Raw genomic sequence first — 14,235 nt, forward strand, 5'->3', positions numbered from 1 at the left:
TGAAAGTTTTTGGATTTGTTAAAGCAAAAGTACAACTAAATTATTCTGCCGTGATATGTAATTCCGTAAAATCTTTATCGATTACCAATGTCTTGCCGTCGAACGAAACGGTGTCGAATTCGGCGCGTTCGTTGTCTACATAGATGCGTTTGACCTTGAACGGCAACGCGTGCAGGTTGATCCGGTACTTGCCATACGGTACTTCGTACTTGCCTTCCTTGAACTGTTGCACGATCAAATTCTTCTCGCTGCCCTTGAGCCTAAACGTAGACAGGCTGTAACGTCCTTTGTTGTAATCGTAGCCATCCTGCGCGTCCTCGTACAAACTCGAGTTTTCCTTGCCGAGCTTGAAATACACGTCGAGCGAGATCTCGTCGAATTGCAATTCGCCCACATATTGTTGCACGGGATATTTAGGGATGATGGCGCCTTCCTTGATAAAAATCGGGATCTGGTCGTAATCGGTCTTCACCCACAACTCCTTGCGGCCCGAAACGACTTCGCCCGTCCAGTAATTGTACCAGTTGCCGATGGGCAGGTACATCCTGCGTCCCTGGGCGTTCGGTTCGAGTATCGGACACACCAGGATGTGGTTGCCGAACAAAAACTCGTCGGTACGGTAATGGGTTTGCGGATCTTCCTGGTCGAAATACACCAGCGGCTTGAGCATCGGCACGCCGTCGTTGATGTATTCCCAGAACATCGTATACAGATAAGGCAACAGCTGGTAACGCAATTCGACGAATTTGCGCGTGATGTCGATTACGTCTACGTCAAACGACCAAGGTTCCTGGTCGCCGTGGTCGCCCGAAGAATGCGTGCGGCAAAACGGATGGAACACGCCCAATTGGATCCAGCGCGCGTACAATTCGCCCGACGGTTGTTCGGCAAACCCGCCAATATCCGATCCGGTAAAGCCCATGCCCGAAATCGACATGCGTTGCATTTGGATGTTGGCGATCCACAAATGTTCCCATGACGCTACGTTGTCGCCCGTCCAGGAAGACGTGTATTTCTGCGCTCCCGAATAGGCCGATCGTGTGATGATGAACGGTCGCTTCGGATAGGCAAATTGTTTGACGCCTTCGTAGGTGGCGCGTGCCATTTGGGTCCCGTAAATGTTGTGCGCCTTGCGGTGCGAGCACGGATTGCCGTCGTAGTCGTGGCGCACGTCCATCGGGAAGGTTTTGCCGGGGACTTCCATCACGGCGGGTTCGTTCATGTCGTTCCAGACGCCTTTGACACCAATGTCGGAAATCAACTCTTTAAAAAGCCCGGCCCACCATTCGCGTACGGCGGGGTTTGTATAATCGGGGAAATTACATTCGCCGGGCCAGACTTTGCCCTTCATGTAAGGCCCATCGGCGCGTTTGCAGAAGTAATCCTTATCGAGCGCTTCCTGGTACACCCAATAATCCTTGTCGATCTTGATGCCCGGATCAATGATGACCACCGTCTTGAAACCGTCTTCGGCCAGTTCGGCCACCATTTTCTTCGGATCGGGGAAATAATCCTTGTTCCAGGTAAAACAACGGAATCCGTCCATGTAATCGATGTCCAGATAAATCGCGTCGCACGGGATGCGCAATTCGCGGAACTTGCCCGTGATCTCCCTGACCTTGCTCTCGGGGAAGTAACTCCATTTACACTGGTGGTAGCCGAGCGCCCACAATGGCGGCATCTCTGGCTTGCCCGTCAAATGGGTGTAGGTCGTGACCACGTCGGACATGGCCGGGCCGTAGATGAAGTAGTAGTTCATTTCGCCGCCCTCGGCCCAAAAACTAGTGACGTTGCGTCGTTCATGGCAAAAATCAAAGAAGGTCCTGAAGGTGTTGTCAAAGAAAATCCCGTAGGCTTCCTTGTGGTGCAACCCGATGTAAAACGGCACCACCTTGTACAGCGGCTCCTGGTCTTTGTGGAACGCGTATTGGTCCATCGCCCAGTTCTCTACGCGCTTGCCCTTGAGGTTGGCGTGCGACGCCTTGTCGCCCATGCCATAAAAACTCTCGCCATCGCGCGAGGCCTTGCTCATCTTGACGATGTTGCCGCCAAAATGGTAGCTTTCTTCCCAATGGAAACCTTTTTCGTCGTCAAGGATCAGCTGGCCGTCAAGATCGGTCAGAGAAATGCGCAAATCGGCTTTTTGCACCTTGCAGATCACTTTGCTGGTTTGGATTTGGTAGTGGTTTTTCTCCTCGGTCACCTCGAGCGCGTTAAAACCATGCGATTGCGTCTTGTCTATCGCATAGGAAAAATCCTTGCTGAAGTAGCCCTTGGTGGTGTAGCGAAACCGCAAAAGACTGTCGCGCAGGACCGTGATTTTGAGGATGACGTTGTTGTCTGTATTGAAGTATACGGAATCGACGTCCTTGCTAAAACCGGTCACTTTGGACGGAAACAAGTCGCCTTTGTATTCGAGTTCGGTATTTGTAATCATTCTTGATGCTATTGGCTTGGTGGTGTCCCAAACATACGAAATATCGGTTTTGGCCCGATGGAATTCGGGGTATTTTTACGAAAACGTTGTCGTTAAAAACGGTAGGATTCCATCGGCCGTCGGCAATTTCTTGGTGCTCGCGAAACAAAAAAGTATATTTATCGCTCAAAATCAATCCCATGCCCAGAAAAACAGTTTTGTTGTTGGCTTTTGTATTTGTGAAGTTCGTTTTGCAGTACGTTTTGGTCGACGCGCAGTATGATTTGCACCGCGACGAATACCTGCACCTTGACCAAGGCCATTACTTGGCTTGGGGCTATGTATCGGTCCCCCCTTTCACTTCATGGGTTTCGTGGATCATTTTTGCGCTCGGCGGCGGTGTCTTTTGGGTCAAATTTTTCCCCGCGCTGTTCGGGGCTTTGACACTAGTGGTGGTTTGGAAAGCGATCGAGACGCTCAAAGGCGACACTTTTGCCTTGTGTCTTGGCGCAACGTGTGTGCTGCTGTCGGTATTGCTTCGCATCAACTTGTTGTACCAACCCAATTCGTTCGACGTATTGTGTTGGACCTCGTTCTACTATTTTTGTCTGAGGTATGCCCAAACCGAATCGCCGCGATGGTCGTGGCTGGGCGCCGTTGTTTTTGCCTTGGGTTTCCTGAACAAATACAACATGGTGTTCTTGCTCGGTGGCTTGCTCCCTGCACTATTGTTGTCGCCGCAACGAAAATGGTTGGCGCGTCGTCAAACCTATTGGGCCGTTGGCTTGGCGTTGCTGTTGATTTCTCCCAATATTTGGTGGCAATACCAAAACGACTTCCCTGTGGTGCACCACATGCAGGAATTGGCGCGAACGCAATTGGTCAACACCAGTCGCGTTGCTTTTCTCAAAGAACAACTGCTCTTTTTTGCGGGCGCCCTGCCCATCATCGTGGCCGGTTTATATGCCTTGTTGGTCTACAAACCGTTTGCGGGATTTCGGTTCTTTTTTGCCGCATTGGTTTTTACCTTGGCCATTTTTTGGATTTGTAAAGCCAAAGGATATTACGCCATCGGCATCTACCCTATCTATATCTCGTTCGGAGCCGTATTCGTTTCACAAGCGTTGCAAACCAAGCGGCTCAGGTATGTTCGGTTATTGGTGTTTATGCTTCCTGTTGCCACATTCTTACCGATGTACCAGGTGGCATTCCCAAACCACGGCCCAGAATATGTCGTCGCCCATTCCAGCCGATACCAGGATTTGGGATTGCTGCGCTGGGAAGACGGTAAAGACCACAGCTTGCCGCAGGATTTTGCCGATATGCTGGGTTGGCGTGAACTCGCAAGAAAAACCGATTCGATTTACGCGCCACTGGCCGCGCAAGGCCGTACGATGGTCCTGTGCGACAATTACGGTCAGGCAGGCGCCATCAACTATTATTCGAAGACCGGTATCCGGGCCGTATCGTTCAATGCCGATTATGTCGGGTGGTTTGATTTGTCGGTGCCTTATATCAACTTCATCCGCATCAAGGAATACGACCCCAACGAAGACGAACTCGAACAAACCGGGCCCTACTTTCAAACAGGACAGATTGCGGCGCGCGTCACGAACCAATATGCGCGGGAATACCGCACCGCCATTTTTGCATTCTCTGGCGCCAAGATCGACATTAATCCGCTGCTTGCCAACGAGGTACGTGAAGCCAATTCAAATCGGTAGAATAATTGGCCGTTGGTTTTGACCGATTTTGGTCACTTTATCTGAAATAACGGCGTTCCATCGATTAAATAATACACGGCCCGACAGGATTGTTACATTTGACTTACCCAATCCCTAAAAACCGAAATCATGGAAACCACACCAAAAGAAGGCCTTTGGATCATGGTTGAAGAACCCATCGAAGAGACCAACGACAACACCACATCAACCGAAGACAAATCCTTTAAAGACACGTACGATTATTTTCCCGACTTCGGGATCTAACACGCCATTATTCCCCCATCTATCATGAAAAACAGACCTGTCCTCATCGTTTTGCTGTTGCTCAACGCCGTGGTCCTATTGGGCCAGCTGTGGCCTTCGGGCGCACCGCCGTTTGCGCGTTACGTCAACATTGCATTCTTGGTATCGAGCTTGCTTTATTTTGTCTGGGCGTTGCGGTACAACTGCGATTAAGCCAACTTAAATACGACCACACCCAGCGGTGGCAACGTCACTGCGGCCGAAAATTCCCTGCCGTTGCACGATTCTTTGTCGATTTTGACGGCTTTTGCGTTGGTGACGCCGCTTCCGTCGTACGCGGTTTCGTCTGTATTGAAAACCTGGACGAGTTTTCCTTTTTTGGGTAGCCCGATACGGTAGCCCTCGCGAACCACGGGCGTAAAATTGCACACTACCACGAGATTTTCCTTTTCGTTCACCCCTTTGCGGATGTAAGACATCACTGCATTTTGGTGGTCGGCGTAGTCGATCCACTCGAAACCGTCGGCGGTAAATTGGTTTTCGTACAGCGCCGGGTTGGTTTTGTACAAACCATTGAGGTCGGTGATTAACTTTTGTATACCGCTGTGGTAATCGTACTGCAACAAATGCCAGTCGAGGCTGCCGTCGAACTTCCATTCGGCCGATTGCGCAAACTCGGCTCCCATGAACAACAACTTGCCGCCGGGATGCGTAAACATGTAGCCGTACAACAATCTTAGGTTGGCAAAACGCTGCCATTCATCGCCCGGCATGCGCCCAAGGATCGAATGTTTGCCGTAGACCACTTCGTCATGTGAAAGCGGCAACATGAAGTTTTCAGTAAAGGCATAGGTCATCGAGAACGTCAGGTCGTTTTGGTGGTATTTGCGGTACACGGGTTCGCGCTTGAAGTACTGCAGCGTATCGTGCATCCAACCCATCATCCACTTCATCCCGAATCCGAGCCCACCCAAAAATGTAGGGCGCGACACCATCGGAAACGACGTACTTTCCTCGGCAATGGTCTGTACGCCTTCGAACATGGTATAAACCGCTTCGTTGAAATCCTTGAGGAAACTGATGGTTTCGAGGTTCTCGCGTCCGCCATAAATGTTGGGCTCCCACTCGCCGTCGTTACGCGAATAATCAAGGTATAGCATCGACGCGACTGCATCGACACGCAATCCGTCGATGTGGTAATGTTGGAGCCAGAAAATCGCATTCGAGATCAGGAACGCACGCACTTCGTTGCGGCCGTAATTGAACACCAGCGATTTCCAGTCGGGATGGTAGCCCTTGCGCATATCGGGGTGTTCGTACAGGTTCGATCCGTCGAAAAAGCCCAAACCGTGAGCATCGCTCGGGAAATGCGACGGCACCCAATCGAGGATCACGCCAATGCCCGCCTGGTGCAGTTTGTCGACAAGCACCATAAAATCCTGCGGCTTGCCAAAACGCGACGTGGGCGCAAAATACCCCACGAGCTGGTAGCCCCATGAAGGATCGTACGGATACTCCATCACCGGCATGAACTCAACGTGCGTGAACCCGGTTTGCTTGACGTATTGGACGAGTTGGTCAGCGAGTTCCAGATAGGTCAAAAATTCGCCGTAGGCGTTGCGCCTCCACGAACCCAAATGCACTTCGTAAACAGAATACGGCTTTTCTAGCGCATTGTGCTCTTTGCGCGTGTCCATCCATTTTTTGTCTTTCCATTTGTAGTCGAGGTCCCAAACCACGGACGCGGTTTGCGGCGGATGTTCGCAATACAACGCGAACGGGTCGGCCTTTTCGGTGACGATGCCACTGTGGTTCGACTGTATTTTGTATTTGTAGATCGCGCCTTTCTCTACCCCAGGGATGAATCCTTCCCAAATTCCCGATCCGTCCCAACGCACATTGAGCGGATGCTCGCCCTGTACCCAATAGTTGAAATCACCTACCACCGATACCGATCGCGCCGCAGGGGCCCAAACGGCAAAATAGGTTCCTTTGACGCCATCGACTTCTGTCAGGTGCGCGCCCAACTTTTCATACAGACGGTAGTGTTTGCCTGCCTTAAAAAGACTGATGTCGAAATCGGAGAAAAGCGAATGTGGTTTTACGTTCATGCTGTGTATTTTGAAATGGATTGAATTTACATTGTTTTTTAAATGGATGTGCTACTTTTTTTTACCAGGAAACGATAGATGAAGTAACACAAAACGCTGATGGCCACCACCACCTTGGCGCTGAACGGATCGCCGAACACAAATCCGACGATGAGGGCCAAAGTGACCAGCACCAGCAGTCCGGAAGAAAACGGATAGCCCCAAGCCCGATAAGGCCTTGGCGTTCCCGGTTCTTTGATGCGCAACGCAATGACCGATGCAAAGGCAAACAGCGTCACCACGGCCATCATAAAGGTCGCCAAACCGAAAAGCGTTTCAAACGAACTCAGCACAATCAGGATGGCGTCGAAAACACAAATCGCCATAAGTGCGACATGCGGTGTACCACCCGTATTGACATAGGTAACTTGTTTAGGGGCAAATCCGTCGCGTCCGAGCCCAAACAAAATGCGCGGCGGAATCATCACATAGGCGTTGAGGATGCTGATGATCGAAAAAACCGAAACCGCGGTGACCAACGTCGAACCCCAGGAACCGAAAGCCACATCGGCGGCCTCGGCGGCGGCCAACGGCGATTGTGCGATCACGTCGATGGGCACGGCATACAAAATGGCGCCGTTGATCAGCAAATAAATCATCATGACGCCAAATGCCCCGATAAGGTACGAACGCGGCACTTGTCGTTCGGGATGGCTGTCTTCTTCGGCGAAAAAGGATACGGCCATCCATCCGTCGTAGGTACCCATGATCAGTTGCAACGCCTTGAATATGCCGATGATGGCCGTTCCGGTAAAGGCGAACTGTGTGGTTTCTGGCGTCGCATAACCGGGCCGTGCGACAAAACATCCGACAATCAGGATCAAAAACAATACGATCTTTAAAATACTCGAAACCTTTTGCAACGTACTGCCGCTGCGTACCCCGGGCAGGTTCACGGCGCTAAAGAAAAGCAAATAGCCCAAAGCCAGGAACGTTTCGTAGGGAACAAGCGTTGGAAAAATATCGGCCGTATATTCGCCCAGAACGATGCAAAAAAAAGCGGGCGCTATCGCGTTGTTGAGCAAATCGAACCAACCAAAGAGGAAACCCGCAAAATGACCAAAGGCACGATGGATGTAATTGTACGCGCCGCCGGCCTTGGGCATCATCACCGTCAATTCGGCATAGGAGCTTGCGGCGAGCAAAATGTAGAGCCCAATCAACAGCCAGCAAGCCATGATCAGCATCGGGTCGGGCACCAACGCAGCGATACTGCCCGGCGTACGCAATATCCCCACACCTATCGTACTGCCCACGACAATGGCGATGCCGAAAAATATCCCGAGTACTTTTTTTAACGGAGCATGGTCTTGTTGCATGGATTGCTGTTATTTGTTAAACGCCATGATGCTCGCAATTCCCGTCAGCGGAATCACCGCCCAACGTGGCCTTGAGTTGAGTTCATAGCCGAGTTCATAAACCGCTTTCTCGAGTATGCAGTACTTGAGCAAAAAGTCGATTTCCTGTTTGTAGCCGATGTTGAGGTTGCCGTTCTGCGCGACCTCGGTATAGGTTTGCAGGAACACGCCCACCAAATACTTGAACAACACCTCGGCGGCATGGAACAGTTCTTTTTGTTCGTACGGATACTTGTCTTTGTTGTTGAACAAAGTCGCATAAATGGCGTAATGGAACGATCGGAACATACCCGCCACATCCTTGAGCGGCGGCTGCTTGACCTTGCGGTCGCGGATGGTGCTTTCGGGCTCGCCTTCGAAATCGAGCAGGTAAAAATCGTCGCCGTTTACCAACACCTGCCCCAAGTGGAAATCGCCGTGGATGCGGATGCGTTCCGACTTCATCTTGGTCCAGTCGAAATCGAGGAAAATCTTTCGGATCTCCTTTTTGTTGTCGAGGAACTGGTTGGCCAGCTCGAGCGCCAATCCGTCGAGTTTGTGCAGGTTGTTTTCCAGTATGTTCAAACGATTCTGGAACTGGTATGTCAGTCGGTTCTTGAGCCATACGGTATAGTCGCCGTTGTAGGTCGTTGGGGTAAAAGCCGTATCGTGTATGTCGCTGCCGAGCGCGATGTGCATCTCGGCCGTACGCGTGGCCAGGGTGTGGATGCGCAAAAAGATACTGAGTCCCGCCCAGTCGATGATTTCGTGCGGAACGGCGTTGATCTTTAACCGTTTGAACAAATCGACATCGGGCAGTTTTGCAATCTTGATTTTTTTGTTCTTGAGGTTGTCGAAAATGCGGTCCATCTCGTCGAGCATGAACGCCCATGCATCGCCCTGGTTCGGGACAAGCTCTTGCATGAGCCCGAGCGTGATGTTGCCTTCGGTAAGTGCCACACTGATGCTGCCGGTGTAGGCAGGCGAACTCTTGAAATCCATGCGTTCGGTCAAAAAGCGCGAGATCTCGTAATCGGGATTGGTGCTGATGTAGATGCGTCTGAAAATCTTGAGCACGAAAACTTCGTTGTAAATGATCGAAGTGTTGCTTTGTTCTACGCCCATGAACTTGGACGATTTGTATTCTTTTTCCTCCAGCTTTTCGCCTTTGTGGAATTTGACTTTCAATTCTTTTGAGCCAGAATTTACAATATTGTCGAACAACAACTTACGAAAATCTTCCTGATGTAAAGCATCAACCAAAAATCCTTCTTGTCCGTTCATTTTTACGGGCGCGATGATGGTGTTCGTATCGAGCTCCTCGGCCGCCATGAACGCAATCGGCATAAAATAATGTTGGTAAAATGCCTCCTTGAAATTGACCTCGAGCAACACGCCGTAATAGGTATTTTTCTTGGACGCGATCTTGAACCATTCGACCACTTCGATGTATTTGAGCGTACTGGCCTTTCCGCCGTACCATCGTTTGTGGATGATGTAGTCTTCGAGTATGTCCGACGAAAACACCTTCACGAAGTCGGCATCCTCGAACGCGTGCTTCCAGTCGGCGTTGAACACCAACGGATTCTTGAACCCATCTTCGTTGATCTGGTCTTTCATTACTTCTTGATTTTGAATAAATGGAAAGGCAGCGCGGGATGCAATTCGACAAAATTCCACTCCTTGTCCCACAAATAGCTGTTGCCTGTGATCAAATCGCTTACCGTAATCGGTTGGTTGCCGAGGTGCTCGAGCGGCAAACGCACCATGGCACGTTGCGCGTAATACGGATCGAGGTTGACGATCATCAACGTTTCGTCTTGCTTGTTGTCGTCGTACTTGTAATAGGCGATGATTTGGTCGTTGTCGGCCTCGCAAATATGGATGTTGTTGGTTTGCTGCAACGACGGCAATTCCTTTCGCAAGGCATTGATGCGCGAGATCACCATCGTCAGTTTGTTTTGTACCGACCAATCCCAATGGCGCACTTCGTACTTCTCAGAATCGAGGTATTCTTCCTTGCCCGGCATGGCCGCCGACACCATGTATTCGAAAACGGGCCCATAAATACCCACGCTCGAACTCAAAGTAGCGGCTAAAAAATACTTCTGTAAATGGATCGCTTCGTTGCCGCCCTGCAATGCATACGGGTTGATGTCGGGCGTGTTGGGCCAAAAGTTAGGCCGGTAAAATTCCTTTTGGTTGGTTTGTGTGAGTTCGGTGACGTATTCGATGAGTTCGGCCTTCGAATTGCGCCACGTAAAATAAGTATACGATTGTGTAAAGCCTTGTTTGGCCAGTTCATGCATGATCTTCGGACGTGTAAATGCCTCGGACAAAAACAACACATCGGGGTGTTTTTTCTTGATCTCGCCAATCAACCAACCCCAAAAATAAAACGGCTTGGTATGCGGATTGTCTACCCGGAACACGCGTATGCCGCACTCCTCTACCCAAAACAAAGCGCTATCGAGCAATTCTTTCCACAGGTTTTTCCAGTCGTCGCTTTCAAAATAAATCGGTTGGATGTCCTGGTATTTTTTGGGCGGATTCTCGGCATATTGCACGGTGCCATCGGGACGCCATTTGAACCACGCCTTGTGGTCCTTGACCCACGGATGGTCGGGCGCGGCCTGCAATGCGTAATCCATCGCGATTTCGATACCGAGTTCCTTGGCTTTCTTGACAAGCGATTTGAAATCGGCTATCGTGCCCAGCTCTGGGTGCGTGGCCTTGTGCCCGCCGTGTTTGGAACCGATGCCCCACGGCGAACCTACATCGCCGGGCTGCGCATGGGTCGCATTGTTCTTGCCTTTTCGGTTGACTTCACCAATCGGATGGATGGGCGGAAAATACAGCGTGTCGAATCCCATGGCCGCTACCCTTGGCAACAACTTTTCGCAATCTTTGAACGTTCCGTGTTGGCCCGCCACTTCCGATGCCGAACGCGGAAAAAACTCGTACCACGTACTGAACAATGCCTTTTTTCGATCGACATACACTTGCAGTTCGATCGATTTGTTCTCGATGAAACGCACCGGATATTTCTTGAATAACTGATGCAATTGATCGGACATGGCTTCCTCTACTGCAGTATCATATGCCTTGGCATCACCAAAAACCTTGGCCACCTTTTTGAGATATGTCGCTTCGGTTTTGTCGGCGCGTTTCACGATGGCATTGACGTATTCGGCGCCTTCCAGCAATTCCGACTTGACATGCTGGCTGTCTTGAATTTTGCGTTCGGTACCGTGTTGCCAGTTGAGCGCATAATCGACCCATCCTTCGACAAAATACGTATACAACCCTTGCTTTTCAACGGTGAACCCGGCCGTCCATTCATCGTTTGAGGTTGGCACCATCCTTACTTCGGTCCAGGCTTTGTCTTTTTCGTGTTTGTATTTGACACAGCATTCGATCACGTCGTGTCCGTCCGAGAACACATCGGCCGTTACCACTACTTTTTGTCCGACAATCCGTTTGATATAAAAAGCGCCGCTGTCGAGTTGCGGCTGTACGTTTTCGATTACGATACGCGTCTGGTTCTGCATTTTAAGTATATTTTATGATTTCTAAGTTAACAAAAATTAGCTAAAACGGTACCTTCGTTTAAAATTTAGTGGAATGTCAAAAAACGTAAAGAAACGCAGTCAAACGTTGAAAATTCCTAGGATAATCAAGATATCCGCTAAAATAATCGCGCTTATTTCGACCAAATGGCTGGTGCGTTTTGCCGCGCGTTTGTTCACCACGCCCATCCGGCACAAAATCCCCAAACGCGAACTGCACATGGATGCCGAGAGCCACCAAACCAAGCTCCATGTCCCATCGATAGACAAAGAAGTGGTCGTATACCAATACGGTCAAGGCGCAAAAAAAATATTGCTCGTACACGGATGGTCGGGTCGCGGCACGCAACTCGTCAAGTTTGCCGATGCGCTCACGCAAAAGGGCTATACCACCGTCAGTTTCGATGCGCCCGCACACGGAAAATCGCGCGGAGACACCACATTGATGCCCGAATTCATCGAATGTATACTCGAAATCGACAAAAAATACGGCCCGTTTGAATCGGCCATCGGGCATTCGCTGGGTGGGATGTCTTTGCTCAATGCGGTCAGGCTTGGTTTCAAGACCAATCAACTCGTGACCATTGGTAGCGGCGACATCATCAAAGATATTTTCGACGAATTTGTCCGTCAAATGGAACTCAAACCCGAAATCAGCGACCTTATGCGCGACCATTTCGAACACCAACACCATAAAAAAATGGCCGACTTTTCGTCTTACCTGTCAGCACAAGTCATCGACCTTCCGGTGTTGGTCATCCACGACGAAAACGACGCCGAAGTTCCCGTGCATTGCGCCCGTCACATCCACCAACACCTCAAGAACGGCGAACTGATGGTCACGCAAAAGCTCGGACACCGAAAAATACTGGGCGATCCGGCGGTCATCGCGCGATCACTCGCATTTATCAACGCATAAAAACAAAGCCATGGCCTACCCGATCGAAAAATCAGAAGAACAATGGAAACAGGAATTGGGACTCGAACGCTACCGTATCCTGCGACAAAAAGGCACCGAGTTTCCGCACTCGGGCGCCTACAACCTTCACTTTGAAAAAGGCACCTATGTATGCGGTGCGTGCGGCGAGCCTTTGTTCGAAAGCGACGCCAAATTCAACTCGAGTTGCGGCTGGCCGTCGTTCGACGAGTCGATTCCCGGCAAGGTCGAATACATCCGCGACACCACACACGGCATGATCCGCACCGAAATTTTGTGCGCCAATTGCGGCGGCCACCTCGGACATGTGTTCGACGATGGGCCCACCCCAACCGGGACGCGGTATTGCGTCAATTCGCTTTCGGTCGACTTCAAGCCGTAGCTCATTCTTCGATATACGCGAATTCGAAAAATAATTTTGCGTACAGGCCAAGGAAATAGCCTTATAAATTTGCTTTGGGCGTGCCGGCGTTTGGAAATAAGTGCGCCGATTGGTATTTTTATCACGCCGTCGGGCTGTTCGCTGCAAGTCCTCGCCGCTCTCCCGAAGTTTCGGGACGTTTCGCGGCTGGGGGCTTTGCACTGCCATCCCTCACGCAAATCAACCGCACATGGTACACATCCCGGAATACTCTTTGGTCATCAGGCCACCGCAACCCATCATCGAAACCGTCGCCGAACTCAAGAAGCGGCTGCGCGCCGAAATCGGTTGGTTCGGTAGCGCCAATTCGCAAGCGCACGTTACGGTTTTCAATTTTGACGCAACGCCCGACGAATTGCCCGTCTGGAAAGACAACATAAGTCAGTTTTGCGAAACCATAATTCCGCAAGAAGTTGTATTCGATCACTTTGACGCGTTCCCGCCGCGTACTTTTTTCATCGCGCCCGACGGCAAGTCGATGCGCTATTTGAATGAAGTCATTGTCCGGTTTTCGCGGTTCATCAAAGTGAAGCCCCAAGCGCATGCGCACCTATCGGTGGCACGTAGCCTTAAGGAAGGCCAGTTGGAACAAGCCAAGAATTTGTTTACGGATGAACCGCTCTATTTTGAGTTTCTTTGCGATGCACTGACCTTGCGACAATTTGACCATGAATCCAAGCAGTACGCGAATATTATTGGGCGATTCGCTTTTACGGGAACAAAGGAGTTGGATTTGCTTTTTTGATGGGATGCTGAACTTGTTTCAGCATCTACGAGAGGATAAATTTACGTGACGCTTCCATGGAATGGCCGTTCCCAGATGCTGAAACAAGTTCAGCATCCGCTCCTGCAAAAAACAAAAACCCCTCACGTAAGTGAAGGGTCTTCAAAAAGACCCGAGCCCGCAGGGGCGAACCGGGCGAAGCCAAAGGCGGCGGCACTGTCACCAAAAACAAAAACCCCGTCATTTCTGACAGGGTTTTCAAAAGAAAGGCGGCGGCCCGAGGGCTTTGCCCGAACTGCGCCGCACCCATAAAAAAAGAACCCCGACCTTTTCAGGTCGGGGCTCCACTAAGAAAGGCGGCGACATACTCTCCCACAGGATTGCAGTACCATCTGCGCAGGCGGGCTTAACTTCTCTGTTCGGGATGGATATGAGATATAGAGGAGGAAGCCCGGTGGGCTTCAGGTACACGGGCTTCAGCCCGCACAAAACAAAAAATCCCCATCAAGTAAATGATGAGGATTCTTCTTAAGAAAGGCAGCGACATACTCTCCCACAGGATTGCAGTACCATCTGCGCAGGCGGGCTTAACTTCTCTGTTCGGGATGGGAAGAGGTGAGCCCCGCCGCAATAACCACCTTAGGTTTTAAGTCGCAAGGCCTTAAGGTCTTAAAGTCGCAAGGCCGGTTGCCTTTATGACGTTTATGACTTTTG

The 14,235-nt window shown here is 50.6% G+C and carries 11 protein-coding genes and 1 rRNA gene; 6 read left to right on the forward strand and 6 right to left on the reverse strand.

Annotation, left to right across the window (positions count from 1 at the left end; genetic code table 11):
• Positions 1 to 40 precede the first annotated feature (40 nt).
• Complete coding sequence (locus BLP55_RS13685) at positions 41 to 2,437, reverse strand: glycoside hydrolase family 31 protein (RefSeq protein WP_091145536.1); 2,397 nt, start codon at positions 2,435 to 2,437, stop codon at positions 41 to 43.
• Positions 2,438 to 2,616: 179 nt separating this feature from the next.
• On the opposite strand from BLP55_RS13685, the gene BLP55_RS13690 reads away from it, so the two are divergent.
• The 3 genes from BLP55_RS13690 (at position 2,617) to BLP55_RS17050 (ending at position 4,596) form a co-directional block, all read left to right on the forward strand.
• Entirely contained in the window at positions 2,617 to 4,140 is a 1,524-nt protein-coding gene (locus BLP55_RS13690) for a glycosyltransferase family 39 protein (RefSeq protein ID WP_091145588.1), read from the forward strand.
• A 129-nt stretch (positions 4,141 to 4,269) separates the two neighbouring features.
• Positions 4,270 to 4,404, forward strand: a complete 135-nt coding sequence (locus BLP55_RS17355) for a hypothetical protein (RefSeq protein WP_262494181.1) — start codon at positions 4,270 to 4,272, stop codon at positions 4,402 to 4,404.
• A gap of 24 nt (positions 4,405 to 4,428) precedes the next feature.
• Entirely contained in the window at positions 4,429 to 4,596 is a 168-nt protein-coding gene (locus BLP55_RS17050) for a hypothetical protein (protein ID WP_170826877.1), read from the forward strand.
• Here the strand turns inward: BLP55_RS17050 and glgB are convergent.
• The 4 genes from glgB to BLP55_RS13710 are packed head-to-tail and all read right to left on the reverse strand — an operon-like array spanning position 4,593 to position 11,421.
• Positions 4,593 to 6,494 (reverse strand): 1,4-alpha-glucan branching protein GlgB, encoded by a 1,902-nt coding sequence (glgB, locus tag BLP55_RS13695; protein ID WP_091145540.1) that lies wholly within the window; start codon positions 6,492 to 6,494, stop codon positions 4,593 to 4,595. The two genes, BLP55_RS17050 and glgB, sit on opposite strands and share 4 nt — an antisense overlap.
• Positions 6,495 to 6,532: 38 nt before the next feature.
• The gene (locus BLP55_RS13700) at positions 6,533 to 7,852 is read right to left on the reverse strand and encodes an APC family permease (RefSeq protein WP_091145543.1); all 1,320 of its coding nucleotides are present in this window, start codon (positions 7,850 to 7,852) and stop codon (positions 6,533 to 6,535) included.
• A 9-nt stretch (positions 7,853 to 7,861) separates the two neighbouring features.
• Positions 7,862 to 9,490, reverse strand: coding sequence for a maltokinase N-terminal cap-like domain-containing protein (locus tag BLP55_RS13705; protein ID WP_091145545.1), 1,629 nt, complete (start codon positions 9,488 to 9,490; stop codon positions 7,862 to 7,864).
• Positions 9,490 to 11,421, reverse strand: coding sequence for an alpha-1,4-glucan--maltose-1-phosphate maltosyltransferase (locus BLP55_RS13710; RefSeq protein ID WP_091145548.1), 1,932 nt, complete (start codon positions 11,419 to 11,421; stop codon positions 9,490 to 9,492). Before BLP55_RS13710 ends, BLP55_RS13705 begins: the two co-directional genes overlap by 1 nt.
• Before the next feature lie 73 nt (positions 11,422 to 11,494).
• Between BLP55_RS13710 and BLP55_RS13715 the strand changes: the two genes are divergently transcribed.
• From BLP55_RS13715 to BLP55_RS13725, 3 genes are all read left to right on the forward strand, one after another.
• Positions 11,495 to 12,358: an alpha/beta fold hydrolase gene (locus BLP55_RS13715; RefSeq protein WP_091145551.1), complete on the forward strand. Its 864-nt coding sequence runs from the start codon at positions 11,495 to 11,497 to the stop codon at positions 12,356 to 12,358.
• 10 nt (positions 12,359 to 12,368) lie between these two features.
• A complete protein-coding gene (gene msrB / locus BLP55_RS13720; RefSeq protein ID WP_091145554.1) occupies positions 12,369 to 12,758 on the forward strand; it encodes a peptide-methionine (R)-S-oxide reductase MsrB in 390 nt (129 codons plus the stop codon).
• Positions 12,759 to 12,987: 229 nt separating this feature from the next.
• On the forward strand, positions 12,988 to 13,542 hold the full coding sequence (locus tag BLP55_RS13725; RefSeq protein WP_091145559.1) for a 2'-5' RNA ligase family protein: 555 nt from the start codon (positions 12,988 to 12,990) through the stop codon (positions 13,540 to 13,542).
• A 511-nt stretch (positions 13,543 to 14,053) separates the two neighbouring features.
• Here the strand turns inward: BLP55_RS13725 and rrf are convergent.
• Positions 14,054 to 14,163 (reverse strand): 5S ribosomal RNA (gene rrf, locus BLP55_RS13735).
• Positions 14,164 to 14,235 lie beyond the last annotated feature (72 nt).

Source organism: Flavobacterium caeni (assembly GCF_900101895.1).
Taxonomy (GTDB): Bacteria; Bacteroidota; Bacteroidia; order Flavobacteriales; family Flavobacteriaceae; genus Flavobacterium; species Flavobacterium caeni.

Excerpts from the sequence above, each read along its gene's own strand:
- BLP55_RS13685 (WP_091145536.1), bottom strand. The coding sequence starts at position 2,437 with ATGATTACAAATACCGAACTCGAATACAAAGGCGACTTGTTTCCGTCC.
- BLP55_RS13690 (WP_091145588.1), top strand. The coding sequence starts at position 2,617 with ATGCCCAGAAAAACAGTTTTGTTGTTGGCTTTTGTATTTGTGAAGTTC.
- BLP55_RS17355 (WP_262494181.1), top strand. The coding sequence starts at position 4,270 with ATGGAAACCACACCAAAAGAAGGCCTTTGGATCATGGTTGAAGAACCC.
- BLP55_RS17050 (WP_170826877.1), top strand. The coding sequence starts at position 4,429 with ATGAAAAACAGACCTGTCCTCATCGTTTTGCTGTTGCTCAACGCCGTG.
- glgB (WP_091145540.1), bottom strand. The coding sequence starts at position 6,494 with ATGAACGTAAAACCACATTCGCTTTTCTCCGATTTCGACATCAGTCTT.
- BLP55_RS13700 (WP_091145543.1), bottom strand. The coding sequence starts at position 7,852 with ATGCAACAAGACCATGCTCCGTTAAAAAAAGTACTCGGGATATTTTTC.
- BLP55_RS13705 (WP_091145545.1), bottom strand. The coding sequence starts at position 9,490 with ATGAAAGACCAGATCAACGAAGATGGGTTCAAGAATCCGTTGGTGTTC.
- BLP55_RS13710 (WP_091145548.1), bottom strand. The coding sequence starts at position 11,421 with ATGCAGAACCAGACGCGTATCGTAATCGAAAACGTACAGCCGCAACTC.
- BLP55_RS13715 (WP_091145551.1), top strand. The coding sequence starts at position 11,495 with ATGTCAAAAAACGTAAAGAAACGCAGTCAAACGTTGAAAATTCCTAGG.
- msrB (WP_091145554.1), top strand. The coding sequence starts at position 12,369 with ATGGCCTACCCGATCGAAAAATCAGAAGAACAATGGAAACAGGAATTG.
- BLP55_RS13725 (WP_091145559.1), top strand. The coding sequence starts at position 12,988 with ATGGTACACATCCCGGAATACTCTTTGGTCATCAGGCCACCGCAACCC.